This is a genomic window from Spirillospora sp. NPDC046719 (assembly GCF_040645715.1).
Lineage (GTDB): Bacteria > Actinomycetota > Actinomycetes > Streptosporangiales > Streptosporangiaceae > Spirillospora.
The window spans coordinates 1-2,483 of the sequence record NZ_JBEYYT010000782.1 but is presented as its reverse complement, the minus strand read 5'-3'; the positions used below and the strand labels follow the sequence as shown (position 1 = coordinate 2,483).

Below are 2,483 nucleotides of genomic sequence, written 5' to 3'. Positions count from 1 at the left end.
CCGGGCGCGGCGGGGCACGGCCGGCTCCGGAACCACCGGCCCGTAACCCACCGGCCCGTAACCCACCGGCCCGTGACGCGCGCGGGCCGTCAGGCGAGCAGTGCGTCCAGCTGCGCCTCCAGCGGGCGCGGCGCCGCCAGCCGGTTGTCGACGACCGCGTGCGGGACGGGAGGCGGCTCCTCCGGCCGCATCCGCGCGACGAAGGCGTCGAACCCGGCCAGCTTCCCCGCGTCGCGGGGCAGGCCGCGCCGCTCCAGGCGGTACCGGAGCGTGGCGGCGTCCGTGCGGATCCACAGCAGCCGCACCCGCGCGCCGCCGAGCGCCTCCACCCACTCCGCCCAGCGGGCGGGGGAGCGGATCTGCCCGGTGAACGGCGCGCTCAGCAGCACCGGGCAGCCGTGCCCGCGGATCTCCCGCGCCGCCGCGGTGAGCCCGGCGTACTCGTGCCGCTTGACGTGCTCGTCGTACCAGGAGCCCTCGCGCTCACCGGGGTCGCGGCCGTGCGCGGCCAGCGTCGCCGCGACGAACGGGCCGAACAGGGTGTCCTTGTCGAGCAGCGCCGGGACCGGGCGCAGCCGCGCCAGCAGCAGGTCGCACACGGTCGACTTGCCGCCGCCGGGCGGGCCCGCCACGATCCAGACGTCCGCGGGCATCAGGCGGGCAGGCGCATCCGGCGGGTCGCCAGCCGCCCGATGCGCGCCTCGTCGATCTCGTGGCCGAGGCCCGGCTGGGTCAGCGGCACCCCGACGACCCCGCCGGACGAACGGACCGGCGGCGTCACGAACACCGGGCCGCCCGCCGGGTCCGACACATCGCTCGGCAGCGTGCAGCCCGGCAGCGCCGCCAGCGCCACCGCCGCCGCCTGCCCGATGCCGAACGCGCCGCACCCGCTGCACCACACGTCCCAGCCCGCCGCGTACGCCAGGTCGTGGGCGCTGCGCGCCGCCGTCAGCCCGCCGAGCCGGTCCAGCCGCAGGTGCAGCGCACGGCCCGCCTCCAGCGTGATCGCCGCGTCCAGGGTCTCCAGGTCGCCGACCGCCGGGGCGACCGCCGCGCCGACCCGCAGCTGGAGCCGGGCGTGCGCCGCGAGGTCGTCGGCGGCGAACGGCCGCTCGATCGCCACCGGCCCGTAGGCGTCCAGCGCCTCCAGCACCGCCATGTGCTCGGAGGACTCGGTGTAGGCGTGGCCCGCGTCCGCGACGAGCGCCAGCGCCGGGTAGGCCTCCCGCAGCGCCCGGACGGGCTCGACGTCCCAGCCCGGCCGGATCGGCAGGGTCACCCGGGTGTGGCCCGCGCCCACCGCCCGGTTGGCGCGGGACGCGACCGTGTCCAGGATCGGCTCGGGGCCGAGCCGGGCGCCGGTGACGATGGACGTCCGCGTCCCGCCGAGCGCGTGCGCGAGCGGCAGGCCCCGCTCCCGGCACCACAGGTCCCAGCAGGCGACGTCGATCGCCGCGGCGGCCTCGTTCGCGCCGAGGTCGGCGGCGGCCGACACGTCCTCGGGACGGTCCCAGTCCAGCCCGATCAGCGCCGGCGCCATCCGCTTCTCGATGTCGGCCCAGCCGGGCCCGGGGTCCGCCGTCCCGGTCGGGACGGCCATCTCGCCCCAGCCCGCCGCGCCGTCCCCGCCGGAGAGCCGCACGAGAATGCTCTCCGGCCGCCGCCCGCGCGGCATCGCGACGCGGAAGGCGTCGCAGCCAAGGATCCGGGGCACCCGCACCCGCCCTCTCGTGGTCGGAAGTGTTCTCCCTCAATGATCCCCCCTCGCGGGACCTGCCCGAACACCGGACGGGCGGGAGGTCAGCGGCGGCCCCGCAGGAACGGCCGCAGGAACGGGCGCAGGAACGGGCGCAGCGGGCGCCGCTCGTAGCCGCCGTCCGCCAGCCCCGCGAGCCGCTCGAAGGGGTTGAAGGACGCCCAGTCGCCGCACAGCGCCATCGACACGCCCGCGCACGCGAGATAGAGGGGGATCATGACGATGCCGAGGCACCAGGCGTACTGCGTGGCGTGCCGGGCCTCGTGCCGCAGCAGCCGGGGGTCGGACGGCAGGCCGGACGCGTCGCCGCGGACCAGGATCACGTTGCCGACCGTGAACGCCGACGCCACCGGCACCGGCGGCCGGTAGCCGCCCGCCACCAGCAGGCCGTCCCCGGCGCCGCGCAGCCGGGGGCCGCCGCCGGAGGGGCGCGCCGCCGCCAGCGCGAGCAGCAGGCCCAGCGGCGTCGAGAGGTTGACGACGTTGACGACCGAGCGGACACGGTATGCGGGCTTCACCCGGCCAGTGTCGCGCCACCGCCGCCGCGCGACCACCCGTGAAGGACGGCCCGTGAAGGATCGGTGCGAAGGGCCGGCGCGATGATCAGGACGGGCAGGTCGCCGCGAGGGACGTCGGCTTGCTCTCCGGCGCCGGCGACCCCGACGGGCTCGGCGACGCGCCGTCCGACGCGCCCGCGCTCGGCGTCGCGCTCGGCGAGCCGTTCGCC

General features: G+C 78.0%; 3 protein-coding genes. All 3 read right to left on the bottom strand.

Annotated features, from left to right (window positions below; all coding sequences use genetic code 11):
• Positions 1–89: 89 nt before the first annotated feature.
• The 3 genes from ABZ914_RS50140 to ABZ914_RS50130 all read right to left on the bottom strand — a co-directional run bounded on the left by ABZ914_RS50140 (position 90) and on the right by ABZ914_RS50130 (position 2,274).
• On the bottom strand, positions 90–653 hold the full coding sequence (locus tag ABZ914_RS50140) for a P-loop nucleotide/nucleoside kinase family protein (protein ID WP_500201640.1): 564 nt from the start codon (positions 651–653) through the stop codon (positions 90–92).
• Positions 653–1,714, bottom strand: a complete 1,062-nt coding sequence (locus ABZ914_RS50135; RefSeq protein WP_433136513.1) for an enolase C-terminal domain-like protein — start codon at positions 1,712–1,714, stop codon at positions 653–655. The genes ABZ914_RS50140 and ABZ914_RS50135 overlap by 1 nt, the downstream gene beginning before the upstream one ends.
• A gap of 86 nt (positions 1,715–1,800) precedes the next feature.
• Positions 1,801–2,274, bottom strand: coding sequence for a hypothetical protein (locus ABZ914_RS50130; protein WP_500201639.1), 474 nt, complete (start codon positions 2,272–2,274; stop codon positions 1,801–1,803).
• Positions 2,275–2,483: the final 209 nt, after the last annotated feature.

Bases quoted from the DNA above. Each gene is read 5' to 3' on its own strand.
- ABZ914_RS50140 (WP_500201640.1), bottom strand. From the start codon at position 653: ATGCCCGCGGACGTCTGGATCGTGGCGGGCCCGCCCGGCGGCGGCAAG.